Here is a 25,185-nt window from a genome sequence, read left to right on the forward strand (position 1 = left end):
ACCCGGCTACAGTAAGGCTTTTCATCGACGCGAGCTTCTGCATGAATCTACTGCGCCCTACCCTGCTGGCGCTGGCCTGCCTCATGGCCCTTCCCGGCCACGCCGACGACCTGCCGTCACTGGGCGACGCCAGTTCCGCCATCGTTTCACCCAAGCAGGAGCACGACCTTGGCCGCGCCTGGCTGAGCCTGCTGCGCGGCCAGGTCAACCAGCTCAACGACCCACAGCTCAAGGACTACGTCGAAACCACCGTCTACCGCCTGGCCGAAACCAGCCAGCTGCAGGACCGGCGCCTGGAATTCATCCTCATCGACAGCCGCGAACTCAACGCCTTTGCCGCGCCGGGCGGCATCGTCGGCGTCAACGGCGGCTTGTTCCTCAATGCCCAGACCGAAGGCGAATATGCCTCGGTGCTGGCGCACGAACTCGCGCACTTGTCGCAACGCCACTTCGCCCGCGGCGTCGAGGCCCAGCAGCGCATGCAACTGCCGATGATGGCGGCCATGCTGGCTGGCATCGTGCTGGCGGCGGGCGGCGCCGGTGATGCCGGCATCGGCATGATCGCCGGTACCCAGGCGGCGGCTCTTCAGGAACAACGGCGCTTCTCGCGGCAGAACGAGCAGGAAGCCGACCGCGTGGGCATCCAGAACCTGGAAAGGGCCGGCTACGACCCGCGCAACATGCCCACCATGTTCGAGCGCCTGGCGCGCCAGTACCGCTACGATGCCAAGCCGCCAGAATTCCTGTTGACTCACCCGGTAACCGAATCGCGTATCGCCGACACCCGCAACCGCGCCGAACAGGCGCCCAAAGGCGGCGTCGAGGACAGCCAACGCTACCAGCTGATCCGCGCCCGCGTGGCACTCACTTACGAAGGCACCCCAGGCCTGGCAGCCAAGCGCTTCCGCGCCCAGCTCGACGAAGATCCAAAACTCGATGCCGCCCGCTATGGCCTGGCCCTGGCGCAGATCAAGGGTGGCCAGCTCAACGAAGCGCGAGAAAACCTCAAGCCATTGCTGGCCAAAGCGCCTAACGACATTACCTACAACCTGGCGCAGATCGACCTGGATATCACCAACAACCGCCTGGCCGACGCACAGCAACGTGCCGAGCGCATGCAGGGGCTATACCCGGCCAACTACCCGCTGAAACAGGTACGTGCCGATCTGCTGGTCAAGCAGAACAAGCCCGCCGAGGCCGAGAAGGTGCTGGAAGACCTGCTCAAGAGCCGACCGGATGACCCGGACGTCTGGTACGACATGGCCGAGGTGCGCGGGCTGTCGGGCAATACCATCGGGCTGCATCGGGCGCGCGCCGAATACTTCACGCTAGTGGGGGATTTCGACCAGGCGGTACAGCAGCTGGACTACGCCAAGCGCCGGGCGGGCAGCAACTTCCCGCTGGCTTCGCAGATCGACCAGCGCCAGCGCGAAATCATGGAACAGAAGCGCATGGTTCAGGAAATGATGGGGCGCTGATGGCCTCTTCGCGGGCATGCCCGCTCCCACAGGGGTCGCATTCCCCTGCAGGAGCGGGTTTACCCGCGAAGAAGGCGACGCGGTTCGGCGTCAGGCGTTACCGGAGAGCTTCAGGCGAGCCGCCTGGGTAAAGTCGAGCATGCGGTTCAGCGGCTTGATTGCCTTCGGCACCAGCGCCGGGTCAACGAAGATCTCGTTGCTCCCGTGACGCAGGCAATCCAGCACCCGCTCCAGGGTATTCATCGCCATCCACGGGCAATGCGCGCAGCTGCGGCAGGCCGCGCCGTTGCCGGCCGTGGGCGCTTCGACGAATTCCTTGTCAGGGCACAGCTGCTGCATCTTGTAGAAGATGCCGCGGTCAGTGGCGACGATAAAGGTCTTGTTCGGCAGGGTTTGCGCGGCCTTGATCAGCTGGCTGGTCGAGCCTACCGCGTCGGCAAGCTCGATGACGGCTTCCGGCGACTCCGGGTGAACCAGGATGGCGGCATCCGGGTACAGCGCCTTCATGTCGGCCAGCTGGCGCGACTTGAACTCTTCGTGAACGATGCAGGCACCGTCCCACAGCAGCATGTCGGCACCGGTCTGCTTCTGGATGTAACGGCCCAGGTGCTGGTCCGGGCCCCAGATAATGGTCTCACCGTTATCCATCAGGCTTTCGACGATCTCCAGCGCGCAACTGGAGGTCACCACCCAGTCTGCCCGCGCCTTCACCGCAGCAGAGGTATTCGCATAAACCACCACGGTACGCTCGGGGTGCTGGTCGCAGAAGGCCGAGAACTCTTCGACCGGGCAGCCCAGGTCGAGCGAACAGGTGGCCTCCAGGGTCGGCATCAACACGCGTTTTTCCGGGGTGAGGATCTTGGCGGTTTCGCCCATGAAGCGCACACCCGCGACGATCACCGTCTCGGCAGGGTGATTCTTGCCGAAGCGGGCCATTTCCAACGAGTCGGACACGCAACCGCCCGTCTCTTCAGCCAGCGCCTGGATGACCGGGTCGCAGTAATAGTGGGCTACCAGCACGGCGTTCTGGGCTTTCAGCTCGGCAGCGATGGCCGCACGGTATTCGGCCTCCTGCCCGGCGGTCAGCGGGTTGGGCTGCTTGGCGTCAAGGTGGGCCTGAACCAACAGGCGTTCGGAAATCTGGGTCATGATCGCTGGACCTGCAGGCGCGCGTGCGCGTCAAATCGAGTGTATCACCCGGCCCTGGCAGATCGGCCAAGGGTGCCGGACGGCATGGGCGCCGCCACGGCCCTCTGCGGGCGCGGATTGTTATCGGACGCCGAAGGCTACAGACAATCCAGGGAATTCTAAAGTGGTTTTTGTGGCGCCTGAACCGGCCTGTTCGCGGCCAAGGCCACTCCCACAGGATCACCTCAGGCCTGAGACCTGCACATTACCTGTAGGCGGGGCTTCAGCCGCGAAGAGGCCGGTTCAGGTCAACCCCTCAACCCTGCGGTTGCATGGCGGCAAAATGCGCCGCCAGCAACATGGCGAACGCTTCGACGGTCATCTTCTTGCCGTTGAAATCGACCATGCCATCGGCATAGTGCAGGCTCGACACCACATCGTTGCCCTGCACGGTGGCCAGGCCGCTCTGCAGCGCCATCATGCCGACCATCTCCCCGGCCTGGCCGGACTGCATGGCAATCGCCTGTGCATCGGTCTGCCCGTCCAGCAGCGCCTGCAAGGTCGCCAGGTCGCCGATCATCGGCTTGGACAAGGTCAGCTTGCTCTTCACCTCGGTGATCAGTTGCTTGCTCAGCTGGTCCGGCGGCAGGTCGAACGAAGCCGGGCTGGAAAAGTCCATCGACAGTTCGAAGCGGCTCTCGCCATTGGCCGTGCGCAACGCCAGGTTCTCGATCGCCAGCTTGGGCTTGGAGGCCAGCAACTGTTGCAGATCACCGTGGAACCGGGCTTTCTCCGCCTCATCCATCTGGATTTCCGGCACCGGTTGACCGGCAGCCTGGGCCGCTTCGAATTCCGGCAGGTGGGCCTGGTACCACTTCGACAATGACTGCAAGGCCGGCGCATTGAGCGACTTGATGCTCACGCCCATCTGCACATTGCCGACCGCACGGCCATCCCAGGTGATATCAGCCACCCGATAATCCACACGACCGGCCACGGTGTCGGGGCCATCCAGGGTCTGCTGGACAGTCTGTTGGAGCCCCTTGAGCACCAGCACCTGCTGCTTGTCACCCAAGGTCGCCTTGGCCTGCGCCAAGAGCATGTCGACATCGCCGACGTATACGGCGTCGTGCTTGCTGGCCGTAAGGTTGCCGCCAACCTTCAGGCCCGACAGTTCGAGGGTGGTTGGTGGCTGGTCGTCGCCGACCAGCTTCATCTCGAAGCGATCCGCGCTGCCGTGGAACTTCGACGCCTTGCCTTCCTGATCACCGCTGACCTCCAGGGTCATGCCGGAGAAGTCCAGGCTGCTGCCATTGGCCTCGGTGTGCTTGAGCGGTGCCACGGTGAGGGTGCTGTCGACGTTGCCAGAAAAGCCCAGGCTGGTATGCGCGCGGATCGGCGATTGCTCGCCTGCCGCAGCGAACCACGGCGCAGTCAGGTCATCCTTCTGCAAGCTGCTGTTGCTGGCGGCCAGCACGGGCATCAGTTGCAGCGCCTTGACCCGCGACCACGGGAACGGGCCGTGTTCGATCTGGTCGGTCATGCCCAGGTCGAAGTTGAGCACTTCGCCATGGCCGAGGTTGATGTCCTTGGCCTTGAGCCGATACTGCGCCGTGCTGCCGAACAAATGCTGATCGAGGGATACCAGCTCAACCGTCATGCTGCCGCCATAGTTGACCAGGGCTTTCTTGAGCTGTTCGTTGCTGCGGCTGACAGCGTTTTCCAGCTCCCCCGGCAGTTGCTTGCCGGTGTACCAGGCGCCAGCGGTGGTCACGACGGCGATGGCGATGGCCAGGCCGGAAAGAATGCCTACTGATTTCTTCATGAATAGAACCGATCGATGTCCATATGGGCAGATTCGCAGCCAATCGGCTGCGAGGGGTGCAAAAGGATATCATCGCCGCGCCAGACGAGTGACGGCCCCGGAGCAGAAAGGATGAATTTGGGAAACGTCCGACAATCGTTAATTTTTACGAACATTCGACTCGCTCGAAACCGCAAAAAAACGCGCAAAAATCGAACATTCAGGGTGTTTACCTAATAAATATTTCAATTTCGCAACATCTTGTCATGTTTAACTTGACGCCTCCCTACCAATCGTTTTTTATTTTCACCACCTCGCTCAGCGCCCGATCCACGAAGAAGAAAAAGTCGCGCCGTCATGATGCTCGGATGCCCCTGCCCGCACGCTTCAACCTCCTCGCCAAGGCACTGCAAGCCTGACGTCGGCGCCTAGCCCGCGCCTATCTCTGCTCCAAACAAAAAGGTGAACAACATGGAGCCACACCAGCATGCAGCATGACCACAACGCCACCGGCAACGGCCAATTCCGTAAATCCCTGCGCCTCTGGCACGCGGTCATCATCGGTCTGGCGTACCTCACGCCGATGACCGTGTTCGACACGTTCGGCATCGTGTCCGGCGTTACCAACGGCCACGTTCCCAGTGCCTATCTGCTGGCCCTGGCCGGCGTTCTGTTCACCGCTGTGAGCTACGGCACACTGGTACGCCGGTTCCCGCAGTCCGGCTCCGCCTATACCTACACCCAGCGCGCCATCAACCCGCACGTGGGCTTCCTGGTCGGCTGGTCTTCGCTGCTGGACTACCTGTTGCTGCCCATGGTCAACGCCCTGCTGGCCAAGCTCTACCTGTCGGCGATGTTCCCTGAAGTGCCGGCGTGGATGTGGGTGGCCGGCTTCGTCACCCTGATCAGCCTGATCAACATGCGCAGTATCAATCTGGTCGCGCACTTCAACCTGTTGTTCGTGGTGGTGCAGCTGATGATCATGTCGGTGTTCATCTACCTGTGCATTCGCGGCCTGGGTCAGGGCGAGGGGCTGGGGAGCACCTGGAGCCTGATCCCGTTCGCCGACTCGCAGACGCAACTCAGCGCCCTGGCTGCCGGTGCAACCATCCTGTGCTTCTCGTTCCTGGGCTTCGACGCAGTGACCTGCCTGTCCGAAGAAACCAAGGAGCCAGGCAAGATCATCCCGCGCGCGATCTTCCTCACCGCCCTGATCGGTGGCGTGGTGTTCATCGCCGTGTCGTACTTCATGCAGGCCTACTTCCCGACCAACGCACGCTTCCACGACCCGGAAGCAGCATTGCCGGAAATCGCCTTGTATGTCGGTGGCAAACTGTTCCAGTCGGTTTTCATCGCCTGCACGGTGATCAACACCATCGCCTCGGGCCTGGCTTCGCAGACCAGCGTATCGCGCCTGCTGTATGTGATGGGCCGCGACAATGTGATCCCGAGCGGCGTGTTCGCCCGCCTGCACCCGCGCTACAAGACGCCGATCGTGAACATCGCCGTGGTCGGCGTGATCGCCCTCTCGGCCATCTTCTTCGACCTGGTCACCGCCACCTCGATCATCAACTTCGGCGCCCTGGTCGCGTTCAGCTTCGTCAACCTGTCGGTGATCAGCCACTGCTACCTGCGCGAGGGCAATCGCCAGGGGCTGGCCAACAAGATGAAGTACCTGGTGCTGCCAACCATCGGCTTCTGCATCATCGCCAAGCTCTGGCTCGACCTCAACGAGCATTCGTTGATCTTCGGCGGCCTCTGGGCACTCGCCGGGCTGCTGCACCTGGCCTGGCTGACCAAGGCCTTCCGGGTCTCGCCACCGAACTACGTCGCTGATTGACTCCAGCCACCGACAACGCCCGCGCCTGAACGCGGGCGTTGTTGTTGCCCGATAAGGAAAGTCCTCATGCTGCTGCGTCGCCTGTCCATCCAGTGGAAAATCACCCTGCTCGCCGGCCTCTGCCTGCTGGTCATCGTCGCCTTGCTGGTCGCCAGCTCACTGACCCAGTCGCGGCGCAGCGCAGCGCTGGTCAACCAGGCCAACACCGAAATGCTCGAACACAGTGCGCGCCTGCGCCTGCAGGCCCACGCCGAAACCCAGGCGCTGCGCATTCAGCGCTACTTCATGGACGCCTACCAGTACGCTAACGGCTTCGCTCGCCTGGTCCAGGTGCTCAAGGCCCGCGGTGGCAGCGACCTGCGCACCGAGCTGACCCGCCAGGCCCACGCCAGCCTGGCCGGCAACCCGGACGTGATCGGCCTGTACCTGGTGTTCCAGCCCAACGCGCTGGACCATCAGGATCACCAGTTCATCGGCCAGGAGGCCAGCGGCAGCAACGAAAGCGGACGTTTCTCGCTGTACTGGTCGCAACCCCGCCCTGGCACCCTGGAACTGGAAGCGATGCCCGAGTCCATGCTGGGCGACAACAGCCCCGGCACCAATGGCCTGGCCAAGAACCGCTGGCTGACCTGCCCGCAGGAAACCACCCGGGCCTGCGTGCTTGAACCCTACCTCGACGAGGTCAACGGCCACCAGGTGCTGATGACCAGCATCGCCCTGCCGCTGCTGGAAAACGGCAAGGTGGCGGGCGTGGTCGGCCTGGACATCGGCCTGGACAAGCTCCAGCAACTGAGCCTGGATGGCCGCCAGGAGCTGTTCGATGGCCAGGGCCAGGTCAGCATCGTCAGCGCTGCCGGCCTGCTCGCCGGGCATAGCCGTGACGCCAGCAAGCTGGGCCAGCCGCTGGACAAAGAAGTGGACCAGGGCCTGCTGCGCGTCACCCGGCCATTCGCGCCGATCCCCGACGCCACCCCGTGGCAGGTGCAACTGGAACTGCCTGAAGCCGTGCTGCAAGCGCCGGCCCTGGCCCTCAACCAGCGCCTGGACGCCCATAACCAGAGCGCCAACCTGACCAGCCTGCTGATCGGCCTGGGCGCCGCCATCCTCGGCCTGCTGCTGGTCTGGCTGACGGCGCGGGGCGTGACCCGGCCGATCCTCGCCGTGGCCGCCCGGCTGAAAGACATCGCCAGTGGTGAAGGCGACCTGACCCGTCGCCTGGACTACGGCCGTCAGGACGAACTGGGCCAGCTGACAGGCTGGTTCAACCGCTTCCTCGACAAGCTGCAGCCGGTGATCGCCCAGGTCAAAGGCTCGCTGCTCGAAGCCCGCGGCACCGCCGACCAATCCGCCGCCATCGCCAGCCAGACCAGCAATGGCATGCAGCAACAGCAGCGGGAAATCGAACAGGTCGCCACCGCCGCCAACGAAATGAGCGCCACCGCCCAGGATGTCGCCCACAACGCGGCCCAGGCCGCCCAGGCTGCACGCGGCGCCGATCAGGCCAGCCGTGAAGGCTTGCAGTTGATCGCCAGCACCCGCCAGACCATCGACCAGCTGACCACCGGCATGGACGCCGCCATGGGCGAGGCCCGAGCGCTGGAGCAGCGCAGCGAGCAGATCGGCTCGGTGCTTGAGGTGATCCGCGCCATTGCCGAGCAGACCAACCTGCTGGCCCTCAATGCCGCCATCGAAGCCGCTCGCGCAGGCGAGGCCGGGCGTGGCTTTGCCGTGGTCGCCGATGAAGTGCGCAGCCTGGCCCAGCGCACCCAGGTGTCGGTGGAAGAGATTCGCCAAGTGATCGAAGGGCTACAGCAAGGCACCCAGGACGTGGTGGGCGCCATGCATGAAGGCCAGCGCCAGGCTCAGGCCAGCGCCACGCGCATGGAGCAGGCGCTGCCCGCACTGGAGCGCATCGGCGAGGCCGTGGCGGTGATCAGCGACATGAACCTGCAGATTGCCTCGGCGGCCGAGGAGCAGAGCGCGGTGGCCGAGGAAGTGAACCGCAATGTGGCCGGGATTCGTGACGTGACCGAATCGCTCTCGGGCCAGGCGGATGAATCGGCACGCATCAGCCAGGCGCTCAATCGACTGGCGAATCAACAGCAGGCATTGATGGAACAGTTTCGCGTCTAGCCTGTAAGGGCCTCTTCGCGGGCACGCCCGCTCCCACAGTGATATCGCCAGGAGAGCTGCGCTGTATCTGTGGGAGCGGGTTCACCCGCGCAGAGGCCAGCACAGCCAACATAGAAACATCGCTATCTACCGAGCACACCCCATGCAAACCGCAACCCGTTCTTCCTTCTTCGATATCACCAGCGAACAGGGCCTGTTACGCACCTCGATCGCCGTTACCTTGTTCATCGCCACCATCGGTATCGGCTTCGGCCTGGCCTCCGGCTCTTTCTCGATCGTCTTCGACGGCGTCTATTCGCTGGTCGACGCCAGCATGAGCGGCCTGTCGCTGGTGGTGGTCAAACTGATCACCTCGCACGCCACCAGCCTGCAACTCTCGCGCAAGCTGCGCGAGCGCTTCACCATGGGCTTCTGGCACCTGGAGCCGATGGTCCTGGCACTCAATGGCATCCTGCTCAGCGGCGTCGCCATCTACGCGCTGATCAACGCGGTCAGCAGCCTGCTGCAAGGCGGCCGCCACCTGGAGTTCGGCATCGCCATGGTCTATGCGCTGCTGACCGTGGTCGCCTGCGCGACCATCGCCGTGGTGGAACAACGCGCCAACCGCAAGCTCAAGTCAGACTTCGTGCGCATGGACGTCAAAGGCTGGGTGATGTCGGCCAGCATCACCGCCGCCCTGTTGATTGCCTTCTGCTTCGGTTACGCCGTACAGGGCACGCAATGGGAGTGGGTATCGCCGTACATCGACCCGGCGGTACTGGCACTGGTCTGCCTGGTGATCATTCCGCTGCCGCTGTCGGTGGTGCGTCAGGCACTGTCAGAGATTTTCCTGGTGACACCGGGCGACCTCAAACTGCATGTCGACACCGTCGCCCGACAGTTCGTCGCCAGGCACGGCTTGAAGTCCTACAAGGCCTACGTGGCCAAGGTCGGGCGCTCACGCGAGATCGAACTCTACTTCATCGTGCCGGCGGACATGCCGCCGCGCTCGATCGCCGAGTGGGATGCCTTGCGTGACGAAGTCGGCGAGGCCGTCGGCGGCGAAGGCCCGGATCGCTGGATCACCGTGGTGTTCACCGGCGACCCGGCCTGGGCGGAATAACCCCCTCCGCGTCAGTACTCGCGGCCGTCCAGCTGGCCGAGGTCAGCAGCCAGTTGCAGGCGCGCGGTGTACCAGTCGACCACCGACGCGACCCGCCGCTGCTGCGCGTTGGCCAGATCGTTCTGGGCATTCAGCAGCTCGATGATGCTGCCGACGCCGGCCTTGTACCGCCCCAGCGCCACCCGGTGCGACTGACGGGCACTGGCGACCAGCCGACGGCTGATGACCAGCGCCTGGGTACGCGCCTCCAGGGACTGGCGGCTACGCCAGACACTCAGGGCGATGGCCCGCTGGGCACCGTACAGGTCCTGCTCCCGCGCCGCCGCTTCCGCCTCGGCCGCCCGCGCCCGGCGGCGCGCCAGAAAGCCATCGAAGATCGGCACGCTGACCTGCACGCCCACGGTCCAGGTTTCGATCTGCTGCCGCGAGGCCACCTGTTCGACCGGCGTATCCTCATGCCGGTAGTCGCTGTACAGCGAGATCGTCGGCCGCCCCTGGGCCCGCTCCGCTTCGGCCTTGGCCAGGCTGGAGGCCCATTGGGCGCGAGCGCTGTCCACTGACGGGTGGGTCTGCCGGGCCTGTTCCATCAACGCATCGACACTTTGCATGAAGCGCGCTTCCTGGCCTTGCGGCTCGTCCAGTGCTTCCAGGCGCAGCGGCGCGGAAGGCGACAGGTTCAAGGCGCTGGCCAGCGCACCGTGGGCAATGGCCAAGTCACCTTCGGCCAACACCCGCTCCAGCTGCGCCTGCTCGAAGGTGGTCTGTGCCTGCAAGCGATCAGCGCGCTCCCCTGCCCCGGCCTGGTGCTTGGCGGTGGTCACGCGCAAGCTGTCGGCCGCCAGCGCCTCGATGCTGCGCCGGGCTTCGAGCAAGGCGGTGCTGGCCTGCACCTGGTAGAACGCCTTGCTGGTGCCGAGTACTACCTGCTGGATCTTTTCCACCCGACTGCTGCTGGCCGCATTGAGCAACTGGCGGGCGCTTTCCACCCTGGCGTCGCGCAGGCCGAAGTCGTACAGCACCCAGTTGAGGCTCAGCCCATAGCCGCTGGTCCGGGCGTCGAGGCTGGTGTTGGCTTCGGGAAAACCGTCATAGCGCGTCTTGCGGTTGGCCCGGCCAGTGTTCGCCTGCCCCTGCAAGGTCGGCCAGTAGGCCGAGCGTTCGGCCTCCATGCTGGCCTGGTTGCTCAACTCCGTACGCCAGGCAGCCTGCAGCTCGGGGTCGGCGCACAAGGCCATGGCCACGGCGCGGGACAACGACAGCGGCTGGTCGGCAGGCCATGGCCCGGGGCAGGCTTGCAGGGGCTGCGCGGCCTGGCCCTGAAGGCCGCACAGACAAAGCAGCATGGCCAGCATTGCGCGGCGCTTCATGATGCGCTCGTCAGCCGCCCGTCGAGCAGCGCCACCACCCGCTGGGCCGAGCGGATGGTATCCGGCCGATGGGCGACGATCACACGGGTTATGTGCAGCGCTTCCAGCGCCTGGTTGACTGCCGCCTCGCGCTGGATGTCCAGGTGGCTGGTGGCTTCGTCGAGGAACAGCAGCTTCGGGCGCCGGTACAGTGCGCGGGCCAGCAGGATACGCTGCTTCTGCCCGCCGGAAAGCACTGCGCCCATGTCGCCGACCAGCGTGTTGTAGGCCATCGGCATGCGCGCGATGTCGTCATGCACGGCAGCCAGGCGTGCACATTGTTCGATCCAGGCCGGGTCGGCGTCGGTGGCGAAGAAGCTGATGTTGTCGGCGATCGAGCCAGCGAACAGCACGTCGTCCTGCAGCACCGTGGCGCTGATCCGGCGCAGCCGGCCTATCGAGCGGGCGTCGATGGGCTCGCCATCGAGCAGTACCTGCCCTTCCACCGGCACAAGGATACCCAGCATCACGTTCAACAGGGTACTTTTGCCGCAACCTGAAGGACCGACGATGGCCAGCGACTCACCCGGTTCGATGACCAGCGAAACACCGTCCAACACCCACGGCTCGTAGGCGTTATAGCGGAACCTCAGCTGACGCACTTCCAGGCGCGGCACCGGCCCTGCGTCTGCCTCCGGCAATGGCGGAGACTGCGGTTCGGCGGCCTCCAGCACGATGTCGGACAGGCGCTCACCATGCAGGCGCAGCATCACCACGTCGACCAGCTTGTCGATGAGCCCGGACACGCGGCCGTTGAACTGGTCCTTGTAGGCACTGAAGGCGATCAGCATGCCGGCGCTGAGCGCACCGTCCATCACCTGCCGGGCGCCCAGCCAGATCACCAGCAGGGTCACCAGGCCGAACAGCAAACCGTTGAAGGCGCGGTACAGCAGTTGCAGCTTCTGCGGCCGCAAACCGGCATTGATCTCGTCGATCAGCAGGCCACTCCAGGTCGTCGCGCGCTGCTCCTGATGAGCGAACAGCTTCAGCGTGCGCACGCCGCGCATGGTTTCGAGAAAATGGCTCTGCTGCCTGGCTGCATGCACCAGTTCATCTTCGCTGGCCCGTCGCAGCGGCCCGAACCAGGCCCAGCGCGCCAACCCGTAGAGCACCATGGCAAACACCGCAATGAACGCCAATGGCGGGCTGTAGAGAAACATCAGGGCCAGCGTGACCACGGTCATCAGGCCATCGAGCAGGGCTTCGATGAACGAGGTGGTGAGGGTGCGCTGGATCGCCTTGAGCGAACCGAAGCGAGAAATGATATCGCCCAGATGGCGCCGCTCGAAGAACGCCACCGGCAGGCGTACCAGGTGGTTGAAGACATTGATCTGCCACTGGCTGCCAAGCAGCGTACCCAGGTACATCAAGGCCCACGAACGCCCCAGCGACAGCACCTGCTGGGCCACCAGCATCAGGCCGAAGCCGATGGCCAGCACCGCCAGCAGGTCGCGATCGGCGCTGACCAGGACTTTGTCGATCACCGTTTGCATGAAGAACGGCGCCAGCACCGTGCACAGCTCCAAGGCCAGGCCCAGCGCCAGTACCTGGGCGAATACGCCGCCAAATCCCTCGACCTTGCCCAGCAAGCGCCGCAGGGACAGCCGCGTCTTCGCCACGCCTGGCTGGAAATCGCTGTGAGGCCATAGCTCCAGGGCGACGCCAGTGAAGGCCCTGGAGACCTCTTCGAGGCCAAGCTTGCACACCCCGCGCGCCGGGTCATGGATGACCACGCCCCGCGGGCCGACCTCCTTGAGCACCACGAAGTGATTGAACTCCCAGTGCAGTATGCACGGCAGACGCAATTGCGGCAGGGCCTCCAGCTCCAGGCGCAGCGGTCGCGTGGCCAGCCCCAAGTGGCCGGCCATGGCCATCAGTTGCTTGAGCGTGGCCCCCTTCATGGAAGGCGCGAGCTTCTGGCGCAGGCCCTGCATGTCGTGCACCTGGCCGTGATAGGCGGCAACCATCGCCAGGCAGGCCTGGCCACATTCGGCAGCTTCGACCTGGAGCATCACAGGCAGCTTGCGGCCGATGCCAAAGCTCAGGGAATGGTAAAGGCTCACAAGCGTTTTCCTATGCCGCGCAGGGGCTCGAGCAACCATTCGTAGAGCGGCAACTCCTCCAGCATGATGTCCGCGTCCAGCTGCATGCCGGAGCGCAGGGGTTCTTCACCGCCGCGGGCGAACAGGCTTTGTCGCTCCAGCGTGACCTTGACCCGATACAGCGGCCCTTGTTCGCGCAGCGCCTCCGAGGGCACGCCAACGCTCATGACCTCGTCAGCCGGCATGGCGCTGCGGGAAACCGAGGCGACGGTACCGCGGGCCAGGCCAAAATGCTGGTAGGGGAAGGCCTGGTAGCGCAGCAGCACCGTATTCCCTGGCCGCACGAAGCCGGCCGAGCGGCTGGGCACATGGAGCTCCGCATAAAGACGGCTGTCCTGCGGTACCAGGCTAAGCAGCGGGCGACCGGTATCGGCGCGCGCCCCGTTGACCACGCCTAGCGCCGCCACCTCCCCGGTCACCGGCGCGGTGATCGTCACCTGGCGCTTGACCTCGCTTTCCAGCAGGCTGCTCTGGCTCTCCAGCAACCGGCGCTGCAGCTCCGCCATCTGCTTGGTCTGCTGGTAAGGCAACTCGGCAAGTTCGGCGCGCAACGCGGCGCTTTCGTTGCGCAGTGCCAGCAGCGAGCGGTTCAGTTCTTCGGCGCGCAGGCGCATTTCCAGCACGGCATCCTGACGGGCCTGGAGCAAGTCACGGGAAACGAAGTCCTGACGTTGCAGCTCGGCGTAGCGTTCGGCGATCCCCTGGGCCAGCGCCAGGCGCTGGCGAGTCAGGGCAATCTGCGCGGCGACTTTTCCCTGTTCACCTTCCAGCATGCCGAGGCGACGGGTCTTGCCCTCACGTTCTTGCTGATGAAGCACGCGGGTTTCGTCAATCTCGTCGGCCAGGCTGCTGTTGCGCCGGGCAAGCAGGCGGCTGATGGCATCCTGGTTGGCAGCTGCCTCACCGTTGCGGGTGTCACTGGCCAGGGTCAACAGGACCTGCCCCGCCTTGACGTGCTCGCCATCGCTGATCTGAAGGTCTTGCACCACCCCAATCTGCGGGGCGAAGACCTTGACCACCCCGGCTTCGGGCACCAGCACGCCGCTCACGGCTTCACGCCGCGTGTAGCTGGCAAAGGTGATGAACAGGCTTACGGCGATGCAGAACAGCAGCGCACAGGCGCTGGCGATGCGCAAGGAGGGTGGCGATACCAATATCACGCTGCCCAGGTCGTTGCGTGCCCCTGATTGCAGTGCTTCCTTACGAAATAGCATTCCCTGGCCTACTACTGGCAGTGGCGAAATCGCCCGCAGCAAGTCCGGCTTCGGGCCAGGCCAGACTAATCAAGCCAGTCACAACGGGCACTAGTACAGATGCACTAGTGCGCGACGCAGCGAGAACGGCATCACATTGTGGCACTAGGACACTAGGTCACCCGTGCTATTGCTTCAAGCGGCAGGCCCTTCACATGATTTGCCAGGTCCGGTAAACGCTTTGCCGGTGACGGAACAACACAACTTGAAGAGGACTCATCCGTGAATACCGAACTTGAAAACCTGCGCACACTCGACGATGACGAACTGGAACAGGTCAGTGGTGGCATTTCAGCTTTTGGCTACCACGCCGATGCCAGCGTCGTTAACTATGGCCAAGGCTCGATCTTGCATGTGAGCTGGGGCAGTAACGGCGGCAAGTACAACTTCTTCGAACTGAAGCTGTGCTGATTGGCCAGGCCCGCAGCCTTTGAGGATGTGGGCCTCTGCCGTTCTTCAAGGCCCGGAACGACAAAGCCCGCGACCATTGCTGGTTGCGGGCTTTGTGCTACTGCATATGGTGGGTCGTGTAGGATTCGAACCTACGACCAATTGGTTAAAAGCCAACTGCTCTACCAACTGAGCTAACGACCCGCTGGTTGGCGCGTATAATACTGATTTCTAACGGGAAATCAACACCCGTGCCAACCTTTTGTCAGAAGTAGCGGGTTGGATCTGCTACGCCCGCCGCCTTGAAACCGTCAGCACGCAGGCGGCAGCTGTCGCATTTGCCACAGGCCTGGCCTTCATCATTGGCCTGGTAGCAGGACACCGTCAGGCTGTAGTCCACGCCACGGGCGATACCCGCCTGCACAATCTGCGCCTTGCTCATGTTCTGCAGCGGCGCCTGGATGCGGAAGCCCTGCCCTTCGACACCGGCCTTGGTGGCCAGGTTGGCCATGCGCTCGAACGCCTCGACGAACTCGGGGCGGCAATCCGGGTAGCCGGAGTAGTCCACTGCGTTGACGCCGATAAAGATGTCACGCGCCTCCAGCACTTCCGCCCAACCCAGTGCCAGCGACAGGAACACCGTGTTGCGGGCCGGCACGTAGGTGACGGGAATACCCTCGCCCGGAGTCTCCGGCACATCGATGCTGCTGTCGGTCAGGGCCGAGCCACCGATACCATCGAGGTTAAGGCCAATGACCTTGTGTTCGACCACGCCCAGGTCACGGGCGACGCGGGCGGCGGCGTTCAGTTCGGCGCGATGGCGCTGGCCGTAGTCGAAGCTCATGGTGTAGCAGCTGTAGCCTTCGGCCTTGGCCATGGCCACGACCGTGGCCGAATCGAGGCCCCCAGACAGCAGGATTACTGCGCGCTTATCAGTCATCTGTTTCACTCCTCAATCAACGTCCGGGTTCGTCGTTCCACAGCAGCTTGTGCAGCTGCATCTGGAAACGCACGGGCAGGTTGTCGGCGACGATCCAGTCGGCCAGGTCGGTCGCGCTCACCTGGTGATGGCTGGGCGAGAACAATACCTCGCCCGCACGTTCGCCCAGGTTGTACTGGATCAGCTTGGACACTGCCCAGTCGTAGTCCTCGCGGGAACAGATGACGAACTTGACCTGGTCGTTGCGGGTCAGCTGCTCGATGTTCTCGTAGCGGTTGCGGTGCGACTCTTCCGACCCTGGGGTCTTGAGGTCGACCACGCGGCTGACGCGCACATCGGTGCCCGAGATATCCAGGGCGCCGCTGGTCTCCAGCGACACTTCGTAGCCGGCATCGCACAGGCGCTGCAGCAGCGGCAGGGCGTTCGGCTGGGCCAACGGCTCGCCGCCAGTGACGCAGACGTAACGCGGCTTGAAGCCGGCCACCTGCTCAAGGATCGAATCGAGGGTGCGAATGGTACCGCCAGTGAAGGCGTAGGCACTGTCGCAATACTGGCAGCGCAGGGGGCAACCGGTCAGACGCACGAATACCGTGGGCAGCCCAGCCGTTCGTGTTTCACCCTGCAAAGAGTAAAAGACTTCGGTGATGCGTAATGTGTCTTGCATGCTCGCCACGGGCGTGACAGCTAAACAGGCTGTCCGCCTCCGTCAGGCACTGTCGCGGACTCGACATGGCGTTATCCGCTACAGCGTGTTTATGAAAGGGCAGTGATTCTAACGAAAAAACCCGCGACAGGCGCGGGTTTCTTGCAAAGGTGCAACTTAGAGCTTCTGCAGGTCGCGTTGCGCCAGTTGCGCGGCGGAGGTGCCGGGGTACTGGGTGATGACCTGTTGCAGGATGCCCTTGACCTTGTCGGTGTGGCCCATGCGGCGCTCGACGTCAGCCAGCTTGTACAGCGAATCTGGCACCTTGCTGTGCTTGGGGTACTTCTGGCTGACCTGGGCGAACGCCTGGCTGGCCGCTGGCAGGTCGCCCTTGGCCAGGTTCACCTCACCCAGCCAGTACTGGGCGTTGCCGGCGTACTGGCTGTTCGGGTACTTGCGCAGGAAGGCGTTGAACGCCTGGCTGGCCTTGTCGAAGTCCTTCTGCTTGATCTGGTCGAAAGCGGCGTCGTAATAGAGCTTTTCTTTCGCCGGATCACCGGGCTCGCTGCTGGCGGCCGGTTGTTGTGCAGCAGCGCCAGCGGCGCCTGCTGCGGCACCGGCGGCGGCATTGGATGCACCACCGGTGGAGGAATTGTCGGGGGTCGCGGCAGGCGCGGCACCACTGTTGATGCGGCGATCAAGGTCCTGGTAACGCTCCAGGTTTTCCTGCTTCATGCGCGACACATCGTTCTGCAGCTCTTCGATGATGCCTTGCTGGCGAGAAAGTTGATCCTGCATCTGTTGCAGCTGCATGAACAGCTGGCCCTGTGCCGAAGCAGGGGCCGAAGCCCCTGCGCCGGCATAGGCGCCGCTCGTGCCATAACCGGAAGGTGGGTAAGCACCCCCGTTGTCATCAACTACAGGAACCGCAGCCCACGCCGAGAGCGGAAGGCTGAGTGCGAGGACGGTTACAGCACGACGGCACATACGCATAAGAACTTACTTACGCAGTTCTACGCGACGGTTCTGAGCCCAGGACTGCTCGTCGTTGCCGGTGGCAACTGGACGCTCTTCGCCGTAGGAAACCAGTTCCAGCTGAGCAGGGGAAACACCCTGCAGAACCAGGTAGCGCTGAACGGCTTTCGCACGACGCTCACCCAGAGCCATGTTGTACTCGCGGGTGCCGCGCTCGTCGGTGTTGCCTTCCAGGACAACGCGGTTGCCGTTGGCTTTCAGGTCCTTGGCGTGAACGTCCAGAGCGCGCATGGCTTCTGGCTTCAGGTCCGAGCTGTCGTATTCGAAGTAGAAGGTGGTGATTGCGCGCAGGGCAGCTTCTTCGCTCAGGGAGCCGTCAACTGCGCCAGTGTTGGCACCGTAGCCAGCGTTCGGGTCAACAGCGCCTTCACCAGCGTTGTCACCGCCTTTCGAGGAGCAACCTACAGCTACGGCCATGGCCAGAGCCAGCGCAGCAAATTTACCAAACTTCAGCATTTCCATCGTGAAACTCCTAATGAAACCCCAGTGTGTTAAGCAAAAACGTATTACGCCGCAATCAGTTCAGGTAAGGGGACCAGGACGGTTCTCTGACTTCGCCTTGAGCGGTAGGAAGTGGGAGCCTCACACGGCCGTTAAGCGACACGAGCATCAAGACTCCCCGGCCCTGCTGGCGGGTGGCGTAGATTAGCATGGTGCCGTTAGGCGCAACAGTGGGCGACTCATCAAGACTTGTTTCCGAGAGAATCTTTACACTTCCGCGCTGCAAGTCCTGTGCCGCCACCTTGAAGTTGGTGAAGCCTTGCTGACGATGGATCATCACCAGGGTCTTTTCGTCCGCCGACAGTTTCGGGTTGGCGTTGTAGTTGCCCACGAACGTCACACGCTCGGCACCACCACCGCTGACCGATTGCTTGTATATCTGTGGCTTGCCACCGCGGTCGGAGGTGAAGTACAGGGTGTTGCCGTCCTTACCCCAGAACGGTTCGGTGTTGATGCCTGGGCCGGCGGTCACACGGCTGATCTGGCGCGAGGCCACGTTCATCACGTAGATGTCCGGGTTGCCGTCCTTGGACAGCACGAACGCCAGGCGCGAACCATCAGGCGACCAGGCAGGTGCGCCGTTCAGGCCTTCGAAGTTGGTCACCTGCTCGCGGCGACCGGTATCGATATTCTGCACGAAAATCCGCGGGCGCTTCTGCTCGAACGACACATAGGCGATACGCTTGCCATCCGGCGCGAAGCGTGGCGACAGGATCGGTTCACGCGACTGCAGCAGGGTTACGGCACGGGCGCCGTCGTAGTCCGAACGCTGCAGGGTGTAGCGGGTGTTGTTGGTGGAAAAGCGCTCGGCCGTCACGTACAGCATGCGGGTGGAGAATGCACCCTTGATGCCGGTGAGCTTTTCGAACGACTGGTCGGCAATGTAGTGCGCCATGTCGCGCAGCTGGTCGGTGCTGCCCGCCACGCTACCGGTCAGCACTTGCTGCTCGGTGGCGACGTTGAACAGCGCGTACTGCACCTGCAGGCGACCGCCCGAAGGCACGATGCTGCCAACCATCACGTACTGGGCACCCAGCGCTTTCCAGTCGCGGAAGATGACTTCGCTGGCCTGGGTAGGCTGGCTGATCATGTTCTGACGCGGAATCGGCGAGTAGTAGCCCGAGTTGCGCAGGTCGTTGCCAATGATGTCGGCGATGTCTTCCGGCAGCACACTGCCACCCTGCAGACCGAACGGCACTACCGCGATGGGCGTGGCCCGATCGCTGCCGCTGGTGACCAGGATGTTCTTTTCCTCTGCCATGGCCATGCCGGCCACGCAGCAGAGCATGACCAGCATTCCTCGAAGGAGTTTAATCACAACGCTAGATCCTCAGGTGTAAATGTCATCTTGAACGAACGATAACGATTGAAATCGCTCGGCTTCATACCCTGCATCTCGGTCAAGCGACCGATGTTCTTCACTGCCGCCACCGCCGAACTGTCGAACGGCCCATCGCCGCTGGACTTGATCACGCTGACACCGGTGACGGTGCCGTCCGGCAACATGTTGACCTGCAGGGTCACCGTCATGCCCTTACGCGCGGAAGGCGGACGTGCCCAGCCCTCGGCCGCGCGCATGCGGATCAGGTCGTCGAAATCGCCGGCCACCTGGTCACCCTGCTCGTCAGCCAGGGCCTGCTGCCGCTCGGTGGTGTCGGACAACAGCTCGGCCAGTGCCTGAGCTTTCTTGTCTTCCGCCGACTTGCGGGCCGCTTCCTGTGCTTTCTTCTTCTGTGCATCTGCAGCGGCCTTCTTCTTGGCCTCTTCAGCTGCCTTTTTCTTCGCTTCCTCGGCCGCCGCTTTCTTCTTGGCGTCCTCGGCTGCTTTCTTCTTCGCCTCCTCGGCGGCCTGCTTCTTGGCCTCCTCGGCTGCCTTTTTCTTGGCTTCTTCCTCAGCCTGCTTCTTCGCCTCTTCCTCGGCCTTTTTCTTGGCGATGTCAGCCTGCTGCTTCTCAGCGGCCTTCTTCGCCTCTTCGGCTTTCTTGGACTCGGCGGCTTTCTTGGCTTCGGCAGCCTTTGCAGCCTCCTCGGCCTTCTTGGCTTCGGCGGCCTCGCGTGCTTCTTCAGCCTTTTGAGCGGCGTCGGCTTTCTTTTGTTCCGCGGCCTTGATGGCCTCCTGCTCGACCTTCTTCTGCTCCAGCTGCTCGACTTCGGTCTGGCGCGAAGCGGTTTTCTTCGCCTCCCCGGCAATCTTCTGATTGGTCTGGGTAGTTGCCTGACTCTTGGACTTGAGCTGATACAGGGTAGCCTGAACGATCGGCTTGGAAGGCGGCAGTTCAGGCGTCATGGCAAAGCTGACGAACAGCAGGGCGAACACCAGCACATGCAGGCCGATGGCCCAGACACTGGGCCAGAAGTAGCTTTCCGAGGCGGATGGCTCTCGCTGTTGCATCAGGGCGCCTCGGTAATCAGGCCAACGTTACCGACACCGGCCTTCTGCAACCCGCCCATGGCGCCCATGACGGCGCCGTAGTCGACAGCCTTGTCGCCTCGAATGAAGACCTGGGTCTGCTTGCCCTGATCGCGACCGGCGGCAATGATCTTGGTCACTGCGCTGGTCATGTCCGGCAAGGTCATGGCCTTGTCCATCTGCTTGTCGGTATCGACTTCGCTGCCGAGGTTCCAATAGTAGGTCTTGTCGGCCTTGATGGAGATGGTGAGGATCTGGACGTTGTTGTCCTGCGGCAAGGCTTCGCTGGAAACCTTGGGCAGGTCGACCTTCACGCCCTGGTTGAGCATGGGCGCCGTCACCATGAAGATGACCAGCAGCACCAGCATCACGTCGATGTAGGGCACCACGTTCATCTCGGCGACGGGCTTGCGTTTGTGGCGAACTCGGGCCATGGGCTTCTACCTGATTACTCTTCGCTGGTGTGCACTTTGCGGTGCAGGATCGCCTGGAACTCGTCGGCGAAGGTGTAGTAACGGCCGATCAGCACTTCGCTGCGCGCCGCGAAACGGTTGTAGGCGATCACCGCAGGAATGGCCGCGAACAGGCCGATGGCGGTGGCGACCAGCGCTTCGGCGATACCCGGGGCCACGGTGGCCAGGGTGGCCTGCTGGGCACTGGCCAGGCCGCGGAACGAGTTCATGATGCCCCACACGGTACCGAACAGGCCGATGTACGGGCTGGTCGAACCTACGGTGGCGAGGAACGGCAGGCTCTGCTCGAGTTTTTCTTCTTCACGCGAGATGGCCACGCGCATGGCACGCGCCACGCCTTCCATGACCGCGTCCGGGTCCACGCCCGGCTGCTGGCGCAGGCGCGAGAACTCCTTGAAGCCGGCACGGAAGACCTGCTCCACGCCAGAGTCCGGGTCCGGGTTGCTGCCTGCCTGACGATACAGTTTGGACAGGTCGATACCCGACCAGAAGCGCTCCTCGAAGGCATCCAGCGCACGGCGACCGGCGCGCAGCATGGTGCTGCGCTGGAAGATCATGATCCATGAGGTGACCGAGGCGGCCACCAGGGTCAGCATTACCAGCTGTACCACCACGCTGGCATTGCTGACCAGACTCCACATGGAGGTATGGTCGACGACGTTAGCTTCCACGCTTATTCTCCTGCGTTCGATTGATTACCCAAGCCGTCCGCCACAAAGGCGTCGCGCAGCTCTGGGGGTATGGCTCGGGGTTTGAAAGTGTCGGCGCGCACGGCGGCCACCAGGAACTGCCCTTCGCAGAGCAGCGTTTCATCCTTTTCCCGCCAGACCTGCTGCACGAAGCGCAGGCTGGCGCGATTGAGTTCAAGTACTTGCGCGGTGACCCTCAGCTCGTCATCCAGGCGTGCCGGCGCGTGATAGCGGGCTTCGCTGGAATGAACCACGAACAGCAGGTTGTCCTCGGCCAACTGCGCCTGGGAAAAGCCCAGATGCCGCAGGCGCTCGGTGCGCGCGCGCTCCATGAATTTCAGGTAATTGACGTAATACACCACGCCACCGGCATCGGTATCTTCGTAATAGACGCGACAACGGTGTGCGAACGGTTCCAGGCCATTTTGCGCGCGCATACTCTAGTGCTTACTCCTCAGCTTGCCAATCCGCTGCGGCAACTGTTTTTGTTCATTAATGTCGAATTGCCAGCGCACCATCGGCATGCCAGCGGTAGGACCACGAAAAGCAGGTTTTGATCGGTCATTCATCGCCTGGCTCGGAAAATTCGGATTGCCCGCCGAGGCTGCCAGGCACATTCAAGCCAAAGTGCAGGTAGGCATGCCGGGTTACCACGCGACCGCGCGGGGTGCGCATGATATACCCCTGCTGGATCAGGTAGGGCTCGAGCACATCCTCGATGGTATGCCGCTCCTCGCTGATGGCCGCAGCCAGATTGTCCACACCCACCGGACCACCGTCGAACTTCTCGATCATGGTCAACAGCAGGCGGCGGTCGGAATGGTCGAAACCCCGCTCATCGACGTCCAGCAGGTTCAGCGCCATGTCGGCCACGGCCTTGGTGATCTGGCCCTTGCCGCGCACCTCGGCGTAATCGCGCACCCGGCGCAACAAACGGTTGGCGATACGTGGCGTGCCACGGGCACGCCGGGCGATCTCATAGGCGCCGTGGTCCTCGATGGCCAGGCCAAGGATGTTGGCCGAACGGCTGACGATGGTCGCCAGGTCCTTGTCGCTGTAGAACTCCAGGCGCTGGACGATACCGAAGCGGTCACGCAACGGGTTGGTCAGCATCCCGGCCCGGGTGGTAGCGCCAACCAGGGTAAAGGGCGGCAGGTCGAGCTTGATCGACCGGGCCGCAGGGCCTTCGCCGATCATGATGTCCAGCTGGAAGTCTTCCATCGCCGGGTACAGCACTTCCTCGACCACCGGTGACAGGCGGTGGATTTCATCGATGAACAGCACGTCGTGCGGTTCGAGGTTGGTCAGCATCGCCGCCAGGTCACCCGGCCGCTCGAGGATCGGCCCCGAGGTGCTCTTGACCGATACGCCCATCTCCTGGGCGATGATATTGGCCAGGGTGGTCTTGCCCAGCCCGGGCGGGCCGAAGATCAGGGTATGGTCGAGCGATTCGCCGCGCCCACGGGCCGCCTGGATGAACAGCGCCATCTGCTCGCGCACCACCGGCTGGCCGATGTACTCGTCCAGGCGCAACGGGCGGATCGCACGGTCCTGGACTTCTTCACGGTCGCGGCCACTGGCGGCGATCAGACGGTCGGCTTCGATCACTTGGCAATCATCCCTTTAAGGCTGCGACGAATGAGTTCCTCGCTGCTCAGGCCGGCCTTGTCCTTGATCGCGGCGATGGCCTTGCTCGCTTCCTGCGGTTTGTAGCCCAGAGACACCAGGGCGCTGACCGCATCGGCCTCGGCGGAAGACTCGCTGGCCAGCGGCAGTGGGCCATCGGAGACCAGGGTAAACATGGCCGGTGAGGTTTCCCAGGCCTTGAAGCGGTCCTTCAGTTCGACCAGCAGGCGCTCGGCGGTCTTCTTGCCAACGCCTGGCACGCGCACCAGCACCGCAGCATCCTGAGCCTGTACGCAGCGCACCAGCTCGTCCACTTCCAGGCCGGACATCAGCGCCAGCGCCAGCTTTGGGCCCACACCATTGAGGCGAATCAGCTCACGGAACAGCTCGCGCTCGCGCTTTTCGGCAAAGCCGTACAGCAGGTGGGCGTCTTCACGCACCACCAGGTGGGTATGCACGGTCACCGACTCGCCAACCTTCGGCAGACGGTACAGGGTGGTCATCGGCACTTCCAGCTCGTAGCCTACGCCGTTGACGTCGATAATCAGGTGCGGCGGCTGTTTTTCCGCCAGGGTGCCGCGCAAACGTCCAATCACGTTCCGATCCTTCCTCTCGGGGAGCCGGTCGAAGACCGCTCAACCCTATCAGCAAATGCACCGGGAGAATGGTTCGCCCGGACAAAATGTGTATCAGCGCATGAAGCGCTTACAGACGCAAGCGCCCGCCTCGCCGCCGCGCCGTGGCCAGGCCGTGGGGCACCAGGCTGGAGCGGGTATGGGCATGGCACATCGCGATGGCCAAGGCATCCGAAGCATCGATCTGTGGCTTTTGGGTCAGTTTGAGCAGATGCATGACCATCAACATCACCTGTTCTTTATTGGCCCCGCCGCTGCCAGCGACTGCCTGCTTGACCTGGCTGGCGCTGTATTCGGCGATCTCCAGCCCGGCCTCGATGGCAGCAACGATGGCCGCACCGCGAGCCTGGCCCAGCTTGAGCGCCGAATCGGCGTTGCGTGCCATGAACACCCGTTCGATGCCCATGGTCACCGGGCCGTGCTGGGCGATGATCTCGCTGACGCCGCGAAAGACAATCTGCAACCGCTCAGGCAACTCGCCGCTACCGGTGCGGATGCAGCCCGACGCCACGTACTCGCAACCACGGGCGGTCTGGCGGACCACACCATAGCCGGTGATGCGCGAGCCGGGGTCGATACCAAGAATCAGAGTCATAGGGCCCGTTTTTAAAAGCATGCATGTGTGCAAACTGTACCGGCCCTTTCGCGGGCAAACCCGCTCCTGCAGCTCCTGCACCAACCTCGGATTGAGCGCAGTCGTTGCAGGAGCGGGTTTACCCACGAAAGGGCCGGTACAGACACCGACAAATTCAAAGCGCCGGCACTGATCGCCAGCACACCTTAGCCGAGTTTTTCCATGATCTCGTCAGAGATCTGCGCATTGGAGTAGACGTTCTGCACGTCATCCAGGTCTTCGAGCATGTCGATCAGCTTGAGCACTTTCTCGGCGCCCTCCTGGTCCAGTTCCGCGCTGGTGGTCGGCTGCATGACGATTTCCGCGTCGGCAGCCTTGAAGCCCGCCTCTTCCAGCGCGTTACGCACGGCATAGAAGCTGTTGAACGAGGTGAAAACGTCGAACGATCCGTCGTCGTGGGCCACCACGTCGTCGGCATCGGCCTCCATTGCGGCTTCCATCAGGGCATCTTCGTCGATGCCCGCAGCGAAGCTGATCTGGCCCTTGCGCTCGAACAGGTAGGCGACCGAGCCGTCGGTGCCGAGGTTGCCGCCACACTTGGTGAAGGCATGGCGCACGGCGGCAGCAGTCCGGTTGCGGTTGTCGGTCATGGCCTCGACCATGATCGCCACGCCACCCGGTCCGTACCCTTCGTAGCTGAGCTCTTCGACGTTGTCGCTTTCGTTGGTGCCGGCACCCCGGGCCACGGCGCGATCGATGATGTCGCGGCTCATGTTGGCGCCCAGCGCCTTGTCCAACGCCAGGCGCAACCGCGGGTTGGAGCCTGGGTCGGCACCGCCTTGCTTGGCAGCGACGGTCAGCTCACGGATCCACTTGGTGAAGATCTTGCCTCTCTTGGCATCCTGGCGCTCTTTGCGGTGCTTGATGTTCGCCCACTTGGAATGACCAGCCATAACGACTCCGAATCCTTGAAACAGAAACAGGTTCCGCCCCGAAGGGCGGAACGTGGGAATACTGCGCCGAA

Annotated in this window: 22 protein-coding genes, 1 tRNA gene and 2 pseudogenes; 6 read left to right on the forward strand and 19 right to left on the reverse strand. The window is 63.3% G+C overall.

The window, feature by feature from the left end:
* The first annotated feature begins 41 nt into the window (after nt 1–41).
* Nucleotides 42–1,478: a M48 family metalloprotease gene (locus tag L6D64_RS02490; protein ID WP_176507817.1), complete on the forward strand. Its 1,437-nt coding sequence runs from the start codon at nt 42–44 to the stop codon at nt 1,476–1,478.
* Between the two features lie 90 nt (nt 1,479–1,568).
* On the opposite strand, the gene nadA is transcribed toward L6D64_RS02490, so the two are convergent.
* Nucleotides 1,569–2,627 carry a quinolinate synthase NadA gene (nadA, locus tag L6D64_RS02495; RefSeq protein ID WP_054883380.1) on the reverse strand — a complete coding sequence of 353 codons (1,059 nt, stop codon included), beginning with the start codon at nt 2,625–2,627 and terminating at the stop codon, nt 1,569–1,571.
* A gap of 295 nt (nt 2,628–2,922) precedes the next feature.
* Nucleotides 2,923–4,431 (reverse strand): YdgA family protein, encoded by a 1,509-nt coding sequence (locus L6D64_RS02500; protein ID WP_176507816.1) that lies wholly within the window; start codon nt 4,429–4,431, stop codon nt 2,923–2,925.
* 466 nt (nt 4,432–4,897) lie between these two features.
* On the opposite strand from L6D64_RS02500, the gene L6D64_RS02505 reads away from it, so the two are divergent.
* The 4 genes and pseudogenes from L6D64_RS02505 (at nt 4,898) to L6D64_RS02515 (ending at nt 9,485) form a co-directional block, all read left to right on the forward strand.
* Nucleotides 4,898–6,250 carry an APC family permease gene (locus tag L6D64_RS02505; protein WP_176507815.1) on the forward strand — a complete coding sequence of 451 codons (1,353 nt, stop codon included), beginning with the start codon at nt 4,898–4,900 and terminating at the stop codon, nt 6,248–6,250.
* A gap of 285 nt (nt 6,251–6,535) precedes the next feature.
* Nucleotides 6,536–7,525 (forward strand): annotated as a pseudogene (locus tag L6D64_RS28390) (PDC sensor domain-containing protein); the annotation flags it as partial.
* A 321-nt stretch (nt 7,526–7,846) separates the two neighbouring features.
* Nucleotides 7,847–8,383: pseudogene (locus L6D64_RS28395) on the forward strand (methyl-accepting chemotaxis protein); the annotation flags it as partial.
* 142 nt (nt 8,384–8,525) lie between these two features.
* Nucleotides 8,526–9,485, forward strand: a complete 960-nt coding sequence (locus L6D64_RS02515; protein ID WP_176507813.1) for a cation diffusion facilitator family transporter — start codon at nt 8,526–8,528, stop codon at nt 9,483–9,485.
* 11 nt (nt 9,486–9,496) lie between these two features.
* Here the strand turns inward: L6D64_RS02515 and L6D64_RS02520 are convergent, their stop codons facing one another.
* Genes L6D64_RS02520 through L6D64_RS02530 form a run of 3 tightly spaced genes read right to left on the reverse strand, consistent with a single transcriptional unit; the run spans nt 9,497 to nt 14,207 of the window.
* Nucleotides 9,497–10,852 carry a TolC family protein gene (locus L6D64_RS02520; RefSeq protein WP_176507812.1) on the reverse strand — a complete coding sequence of 452 codons (1,356 nt, stop codon included), beginning with the start codon at nt 10,850–10,852 and terminating at the stop codon, nt 9,497–9,499.
* Complete coding sequence (locus L6D64_RS02525) at nt 10,849–12,903, reverse strand: peptidase domain-containing ABC transporter (RefSeq protein ID WP_371870308.1); 2,055 nt, start codon at nt 12,901–12,903, stop codon at nt 10,849–10,851. Before L6D64_RS02525 ends, L6D64_RS02520 begins: the two co-directional genes overlap by 4 nt.
* Nucleotides 12,904–12,950: 47 nt before the next feature.
* Nucleotides 12,951–14,207 carry an HlyD family secretion protein gene (locus L6D64_RS02530; protein ID WP_176507810.1) on the reverse strand — a complete coding sequence of 419 codons (1,257 nt, stop codon included), beginning with the start codon at nt 14,205–14,207 and terminating at the stop codon, nt 12,951–12,953.
* A gap of 261 nt (nt 14,208–14,468) precedes the next feature.
* On the opposite strand from L6D64_RS02530, the gene L6D64_RS02535 reads away from it, so the two are divergent.
* Nucleotides 14,469–14,657 (forward strand): bacteriocin, encoded by a 189-nt coding sequence (locus tag L6D64_RS02535; RefSeq protein WP_099815429.1) that lies wholly within the window; start codon nt 14,469–14,471, stop codon nt 14,655–14,657.
* Nucleotides 14,658–14,764: 107 nt separating this feature from the next.
* On the opposite strand, the gene L6D64_RS02540 is transcribed toward L6D64_RS02535, so the two are convergent.
* The 14 genes from L6D64_RS02540 to L6D64_RS02605 form a co-directional block, all read right to left on the reverse strand.
* Nucleotides 14,765–14,840 (reverse strand) — tRNA-Lys (locus tag L6D64_RS02540).
* A gap of 61 nt (nt 14,841–14,901) precedes the next feature.
* Nucleotides 14,902–15,576 carry a 7-cyano-7-deazaguanine synthase QueC gene (gene queC / locus L6D64_RS02545; RefSeq protein WP_176507809.1) on the reverse strand — a complete coding sequence of 225 codons (675 nt, stop codon included), beginning with the start codon at nt 15,574–15,576 and terminating at the stop codon, nt 14,902–14,904.
* Between the two features lie 16 nt (nt 15,577–15,592).
* Nucleotides 15,593–16,240, reverse strand: coding sequence for a 7-carboxy-7-deazaguanine synthase QueE (queE, locus tag L6D64_RS02550; protein WP_176507808.1), 648 nt, complete (start codon nt 16,238–16,240; stop codon nt 15,593–15,595).
* 156 nt (nt 16,241–16,396) lie between these two features.
* Complete coding sequence (gene ybgF, locus L6D64_RS02555; RefSeq protein ID WP_176507807.1) at nt 16,397–17,212, reverse strand: tol-pal system protein YbgF; 816 nt, start codon at nt 17,210–17,212, stop codon at nt 16,397–16,399.
* Between the two features lie 6 nt (nt 17,213–17,218).
* Entirely contained in the window at nt 17,219–17,716 is a 498-nt protein-coding gene (gene pal, locus L6D64_RS02560; RefSeq protein WP_023381906.1) for a peptidoglycan-associated lipoprotein Pal, read from the reverse strand.
* Between the two features lie 55 nt (nt 17,717–17,771).
* On the reverse strand, nt 17,772–19,052 hold the full coding sequence (gene tolB / locus L6D64_RS02565) for a Tol-Pal system beta propeller repeat protein TolB (protein ID WP_176507941.1): 1,281 nt from the start codon (nt 19,050–19,052) through the stop codon (nt 17,772–17,774).
* A 17-nt stretch (nt 19,053–19,069) separates the two neighbouring features.
* Nucleotides 19,070–20,146 carry a cell envelope integrity protein TolA gene (gene tolA / locus L6D64_RS02570; protein WP_054883397.1) on the reverse strand — a complete coding sequence of 359 codons (1,077 nt, stop codon included), beginning with the start codon at nt 20,144–20,146 and terminating at the stop codon, nt 19,070–19,072.
* Nucleotides 20,146–20,598: a protein TolR gene (tolR, locus tag L6D64_RS02575; RefSeq protein WP_008090221.1), complete on the reverse strand. Its 453-nt coding sequence runs from the start codon at nt 20,596–20,598 to the stop codon at nt 20,146–20,148. Before tolR ends, tolA begins: the two co-directional genes overlap by 1 nt.
* Nucleotides 20,599–20,612: 14 nt before the next feature.
* Nucleotides 20,613–21,308 (reverse strand): protein TolQ, encoded by a 696-nt coding sequence (gene tolQ / locus L6D64_RS02580; protein ID WP_027919953.1) that lies wholly within the window; start codon nt 21,306–21,308, stop codon nt 20,613–20,615.
* A 2-nt stretch (nt 21,309–21,310) separates the two neighbouring features.
* Nucleotides 21,311–21,763, reverse strand: a complete 453-nt coding sequence (gene ybgC / locus L6D64_RS02585) for a tol-pal system-associated acyl-CoA thioesterase (RefSeq protein ID WP_176507806.1) — start codon at nt 21,761–21,763, stop codon at nt 21,311–21,313.
* A 124-nt stretch (nt 21,764–21,887) separates the two neighbouring features.
* Nucleotides 21,888–22,934, reverse strand: a complete 1,047-nt coding sequence (ruvB, locus tag L6D64_RS02590; protein WP_176507805.1) for a Holliday junction branch migration DNA helicase RuvB — start codon at nt 22,932–22,934, stop codon at nt 21,888–21,890.
* Entirely contained in the window at nt 22,931–23,548 is a 618-nt protein-coding gene (gene ruvA / locus L6D64_RS02595; protein WP_099814856.1) for a Holliday junction branch migration protein RuvA, read from the reverse strand. The genes ruvB and ruvA overlap by 4 nt, the downstream gene beginning before the upstream one ends.
* Nucleotides 23,549–23,657: 109 nt before the next feature.
* The gene (ruvC, locus tag L6D64_RS02600; RefSeq protein ID WP_054883402.1) at nt 23,658–24,182 is read right to left on the reverse strand and encodes a crossover junction endodeoxyribonuclease RuvC; all 525 of its coding nucleotides are present in this window, start codon (nt 24,180–24,182) and stop codon (nt 23,658–23,660) included.
* A 185-nt stretch (nt 24,183–24,367) separates the two neighbouring features.
* Entirely contained in the window at nt 24,368–25,114 is a 747-nt protein-coding gene (locus tag L6D64_RS02605) for a YebC/PmpR family DNA-binding transcriptional regulator (protein WP_176507804.1), read from the reverse strand.
* Nucleotides 25,115–25,185 lie beyond the last annotated feature (71 nt).

The organism is Pseudomonas urethralis, from assembly GCF_021602465.1.
Taxonomy (GTDB): Bacteria; Pseudomonadota; Gammaproteobacteria; order Pseudomonadales; family Pseudomonadaceae; genus Aquipseudomonas; species Aquipseudomonas vlassakiae.

Bases quoted from the DNA above. Each gene is read 5' to 3' on its own strand.
- ruvC (WP_054883402.1), bottom strand. From the start codon at position 24,182: ATGACTCTGATTCTTGGTATCGACCCCGGCTCGCGCATCACCGGCTAT.
- nadA (WP_054883380.1), bottom strand. From the start codon at position 2,627: ATGACCCAGATTTCCGAACGCCTGTTGGTTCAGGCCCACCTTGACGCC.
- L6D64_RS02505 (WP_176507815.1), top strand. From the start codon at position 4,898: ATGCAGCATGACCACAACGCCACCGGCAACGGCCAATTCCGTAAATCC.
- pal (WP_023381906.1), bottom strand. From the start codon at position 17,716: ATGGAAATGCTGAAGTTTGGTAAATTTGCTGCGCTGGCTCTGGCCATG.
- tolB (WP_176507941.1), bottom strand. From the start codon at position 19,052: ATGCTGGTCATGCTCTGCTGCGTGGCCGGCATGGCCATGGCAGAGGAA.
- L6D64_RS02525 (WP_371870308.1), bottom strand. From the start codon at position 12,903: ATGCTCCAGGTCGAAGCTGCCGAATGTGGCCAGGCCTGCCTGGCGATG.
- ybgF (WP_176507807.1), bottom strand. From the start codon at position 17,212: ATGCGTATGTGCCGTCGTGCTGTAACCGTCCTCGCACTCAGCCTTCCG.
- L6D64_RS02530 (WP_176507810.1), bottom strand. From the start codon at position 14,207: ATGCTATTTCGTAAGGAAGCACTGCAATCAGGGGCACGCAACGACCTG.
- L6D64_RS02605 (WP_176507804.1), bottom strand. From the start codon at position 25,114: ATGGCTGGTCATTCCAAGTGGGCGAACATCAAGCACCGCAAAGAGCGC.
- tolR (WP_008090221.1), bottom strand. From the start codon at position 20,598: ATGGCCCGAGTTCGCCACAAACGCAAGCCCGTCGCCGAGATGAACGTG.
- queC (WP_176507809.1), bottom strand. From the start codon at position 15,576: ATGACTGATAAGCGCGCAGTAATCCTGCTGTCTGGGGGCCTCGATTCG.
- L6D64_RS02500 (WP_176507816.1), bottom strand. From the start codon at position 4,431: ATGAAGAAATCAGTAGGCATTCTTTCCGGCCTGGCCATCGCCATCGCC.
- L6D64_RS02515 (WP_176507813.1), top strand. From the start codon at position 8,526: ATGCAAACCGCAACCCGTTCTTCCTTCTTCGATATCACCAGCGAACAG.
- L6D64_RS02490 (WP_176507817.1), top strand. From the start codon at position 42: ATGAATCTACTGCGCCCTACCCTGCTGGCGCTGGCCTGCCTCATGGCC.
- tolA (WP_054883397.1), bottom strand. From the start codon at position 20,146: ATGCAACAGCGAGAGCCATCCGCCTCGGAAAGCTACTTCTGGCCCAGT.
- queE (WP_176507808.1), bottom strand. From the start codon at position 16,240: ATGCAAGACACATTACGCATCACCGAAGTCTTTTACTCTTTGCAGGGT.
- ybgC (WP_176507806.1), bottom strand. From the start codon at position 21,763: ATGCGCGCGCAAAATGGCCTGGAACCGTTCGCACACCGTTGTCGCGTC.
- L6D64_RS02520 (WP_176507812.1), bottom strand. From the start codon at position 10,852: ATGAAGCGCCGCGCAATGCTGGCCATGCTGCTTTGTCTGTGCGGCCTT.